The following is a 3365-nucleotide window of genomic DNA, read 5'->3' as shown; positions in this document are numbered from 1 at the left end:
GGCCGACCAGGTCGACGTGGACCGTCCCGCCGTCGCCGCCCGCTGACCGGCGCCGCCGTCCGCCGCGCCATGACGCGCAAACGCCCCGCCGTGACGCACCCACGAGCCGCCTCCCAGGCCACCGCCCCCGAGGACCCCGAGCACTCCGACCACCCCGAGCACCCCGAGCACCCCGAGCACCCCGAGCACCCCGAGCACCCCGACGACGAACGCGCACCCCGCCTCCGGCCGTCCCATGTCCTGGACGCGGTACGGATGGTGATGCGGGCGGCACCCGGCATCCTCGCGCTGTACACGGGGCCCGCGCTGGCCATGGGGTTCTTCCCGGTGGCGGCCGCCTGGTCGCTGAAACTCGTCATCGACCGCCTCGCCGCCGGTGCCACCGTGGGCGCACTTCTGCTCCCCGTGGCCGTGTTGACCGCCACCGGGGTGGCGACCGCGGCACTGCCGCATCTGGCCCACTATCTGCGCACCGAGATGGACCGCCGGGTCGGGCAGTACGCCCAGGACCGGCTGTTCCTGGCCGTCGACCGGTTCCCCGGTCTCGCCCGCTTCGAAAACCCGGTCTTCCTGGACCGGCTGCGCCTCGCCCAGCAGACGGTGGTGGCCAAACCGGTCGCCGGCCAGGCCGTCGAAGGAGCCCTGGGCGTCGTCCGATCCGTCCTCACCATCGTCGGCTTCCTCGGCTCCCTGTTCGTGATCAGCCCGCCGACGATGGCGCTCGTCCTGTTCGCCGCGCTGCCCGTGCTGGCGGCCGAACTCCTGCTGTCGCGCAGGCGCGCCGCCACCGTCTGGGAGATCGGGCCCGACGAGCGGCGCCAGTTCTTCTACATGGGCCTGCTCGCCAATGTCGAGGCGGCCAAGGAGATCCGCCTTTTTGGCACCGGCGCCTTTCTGCGCGGCCGGATGCTCGCCGGCCGGCGGAGCGCGGACGCCGCCCGCCGGACGGTCGACCGGCAGGAGGTCCGGATACGCGCCGGACTCGGCCTGCTGTCCGCGTCGGTGGCGGGCGCCGGGCTGCTGTGGACGGTCGGCAGCGCCCGGGGAGGCGGACTCACCCCCGGCGATGTGGCGGTCTTCCTGGCCGCCGTGGCCGGGGTCCAGACGGCCCTGACGGCGCTCGCGGGCGATGTCGCGACCACCCACCACGCCCTGCTGCTGTTCGGGCACTACCTGGCTGTGGTGCGCGCCGGGCCCGAACTCTCCGCGCCCGCCGACCCCCGCCCGCTGCCGGAGCTGCGGTGCGGCATCGAGCTGCGCGATGTGTGGTTCCGCTACGCGCCCGACCATCCCTGGGTGCTACGCGGTATCGACCTGTGGATCCCCGCAGGATCGTCGCTCGCCCTCGTCGGCCTCAATGGCTCGGGCAAGTCCACCCTGGTCAAGCTGTTGTGCCGGTTCTACGACCCGGTCCGGGGGAGCATCCGGTGGGACGGCGTCGACCTGCGCGACGCCGACATCGCCGATCTGCGCCGACGCATCAGCGCGGTGTTCCAGGACTACATGGACTACGACATGACGGCTGCCGAGAGCATCGCGCAGGGCGACCTCGACGCCCTCGGCGAACCGGAGCGCCTGCGAAGGGCGGCGCGGCGGGCCGGGATCCACGAGGTGCTGGCGGCGCTGCCGCACGGCTACGACACCCTGCTCTCCCGGATGTTCTTTGCCGAGGCGGACAAGCGGAACCCGGCCACCGGAGTCATGCTCTCCGGAGGACAGAGCCAACGGCTCGCCCTGGCCCGGGCGTTCGTACGCGACCGCCGCGATCTGATGATCCTCGACGAGCCGTCCGCCGGGCTCGACGCGGCGGCCGAGCACGAGATCCACACCTCGCTCCGGGCCCACAGACAGGGGCTCACCAGCGTCCTCATCTCGCACCGCCTGGGCGCCGTACGGGAGGCCGACATCATCGTCGTACTCGACGGGGGACGCGTCGCCGAACGCGGCAGCCACGGCCAACTCCTGTGCGCGGAAGGGCGGTACGCGCGGCTGTACGCCCTCCAGGCCGCCGGTTACCGCCAGGAGGCGGCCCCGGACCCGGCCACCGCCCCTGACGCCTCGCCGCACATCGCCTGAGCGGATCCCCGAGCGGTCCTTGTCCCGACGCACCCCGCAGAGGAGAACACCACGATGAGTCCCGGCAGCGGCCCCTACATCTCAGCGGCCCGGGCATCCTGGGCGGAGACCGCCCCCGACCGGGCCCGGGTCCGCGCCCGGCGCGCACGCCGCACCCGGACCGCTCTGCTCACGCTGGGCGTGGCCCTCTGGGCGGGCACCGCCGCGCTCCTGTGGCCCGTACGCAGCCCCGGCTGGGGGGCAGGGTGCGGGGCGGCCGCCCTCCTGCTCACCGCCGGGCTCGCCCTCGCCCGGGCCGCGGAACGGCGGCTGGTGGCGGTCGGCGTCTCGGGCCGGAGCATGGAACCGGCCTACCACGACGGGGACAGCGTGCTGGTCCGCCGCGGTCGTACCCCCGGGCGCGGGGCGGCCGTGGTGGTGGAGCGTCCGCCGTACCAGGCGCCGTGGCCGGACCCGCCCGTCCCGCGGACCGCGCCCGCGCACCGGATCTACGCACGGCAGTGGTTCATCAAACGGGTCGCGGCCGTACCGGGCGATCCCGTGCCCCGGTCCGGGCTGCCCGCGCTCGGGGACAACCCGGACCGGACCGTCCCCGACGGCATGCTGATTCTGCTCGGGGACAACAGCGAGGAGAGCTACGACTCGCGCCACGTCGGCTACTTCCCGGCGGAACGCGTCCTGGGCGAGGTGGCGGGCTCGGATCAGCCCGCGCGCCGGATGAGGAACACCTGACGGCCCTTGCCCTCGCAGCGCTGCATCACCGCCTCCGCACCGTGGACGGAGCTGGAGTCGACGATGCCCACACAGCCGCGGCCCTCGATCCGGAGCACATATCTGCCCCGTCTCAGCTCGCCCGACGGCTCGATGGTGAACAGACTGCCGTCCGCGCAGACGTCCATCGGCTCGAGCAGTCCCGCGCCGTCTCCGTCGGCGAGCGCTTTCAGACAGCCCCTGCCGTAGTCGGGGTGGTACCACACGATGTGGTACTTCCCGTCGCCGGCCGGCTCCAGCAGGGTGCTCTGCGGCGCCGCCTCGGCACAGGGCCGCTGCACCGCGACGAGCGGTGTGTACCGCCAGTCGCGGACCCGGCCGTCGGTCAGACACAGCTCCGGGTCCTCCGCGATCCTGATGGTCACCCAGCCGCCGGGCGGTGTCGGCCGGCCCCCGGCCAGGGCGCCGGACGGCGGGTCCGCGGCGCGGGATTGCCGCCACGGCACCTGATCCTGGCGGAAGGCCACGACGGCGCCGAGGGCGACCGTCAGCACAGCGGCGGCGGCCGTCAGACCCCG

General features: G+C 74.1%; 3 protein-coding genes. 2 read left to right on the top strand and 1 reads right to left on the bottom strand.

Features of this window, described 5'->3' with window-relative positions:
- Nucleotides 1-255 precede the first annotated feature (255 nt).
- On the top strand, nt 256-2076 hold the full coding sequence (locus KN815_RS30975) for an ABC transporter ATP-binding protein (RefSeq protein ID WP_216345179.1): 1821 nt from the start codon (nt 256-258) through the stop codon (nt 2074-2076).
- 54 nt (nt 2077-2130) lie between these two features.
- Nucleotides 2131-2808, top strand: a complete 678-nt coding sequence (locus KN815_RS30970; RefSeq protein WP_216345178.1) for a S26 family signal peptidase — start codon at nt 2131-2133, stop codon at nt 2806-2808.
- On the opposite strand, the gene KN815_RS30965 is transcribed toward KN815_RS30970, so the two are convergent.
- Nucleotides 2778-3365 (bottom strand): RICIN domain-containing protein (locus KN815_RS30965; protein WP_372458526.1); only part of this gene is annotated, 588 nt, incomplete at its 5' end. The genes KN815_RS30970 and KN815_RS30965 overlap by 31 nt on opposite strands.

The organism is Streptomyces niphimycinicus (assembly GCF_018883605.1).
Lineage (GTDB): Bacteria > Actinomycetota > Actinomycetes > Streptomycetales > Streptomycetaceae > Streptomyces > Streptomyces niphimycinicus.
The sequence above is the reverse complement of the archived record's forward strand: the minus strand, read 5'-3'. Positions and strand labels throughout refer to the sequence as shown.

Coding starts and splice junctions, on each gene's coding strand:
- KN815_RS30975 (WP_216345179.1), top strand. CDS start 256: ATGGTGATGCGGGCGGCACCCGGCATCCTCGCGCTGTACACGGGGCCC.
- KN815_RS30970 (WP_216345178.1), top strand. CDS start 2,131: ATGAGTCCCGGCAGCGGCCCCTACATCTCAGCGGCCCGGGCATCCTGG.